Source organism: Paenibacillus sp. 2TAB26, from assembly GCF_052115145.1.
GTDB lineage: Bacteria > Bacillota > Bacilli > Paenibacillales > Paenibacillaceae > Pristimantibacillus.
The window spans coordinates 1-416 of the sequence record NZ_JBFRGC010000119.1 but is presented as its reverse complement, the minus strand read 5'-3'; the positions used below and the strand labels follow the sequence as shown (position 1 = coordinate 416).

General features: G+C 44.0%; 1 protein-coding gene. It reads right to left on the bottom strand.

From position 1 onward, the window contains the following. Window positions 1–416 (bottom strand): hypothetical protein (locus AB4Z50_RS36140; RefSeq protein ID WP_441887322.1); only part of this gene is annotated, 416 nt, incomplete at both ends.

Genomic DNA, 416 nt, shown 5'->3' with positions numbered 1-416 from the left:
GAATACTTCGTGGCACCTGAAACCCAATAGTAGCTGTTATTTTTAATTGCAGTTCCACCAAAAGACCCTGTTGCCAAAACAAAAAGTGTAAAATCTTTAAATTGGGCAGTAACATTCAAGCCACCTGTGAAAGGATTGCTCCACCTGCCAATCATCACCTCGTCTCTGTCATCAATTACGTCGTCCTGGTTCTGATCTTTATATTTAATGTCTCCGGGCCTGGTTACGCCAAACTTTTGTGAGGCATGGCCAGCAATATCGTTCTGGTTGGCAAACAGACCTTCACTTACTAAACCAAATATGGCATCTGTTGGTTTACCAGCCCTGTTTCTGTACAGATCTGCGTATAACTCATCCCGCTTGAGGGCTTTTGTCGTTACGTAAGTACCCGCTATGCCCAGGGTCAGTTTAAGATC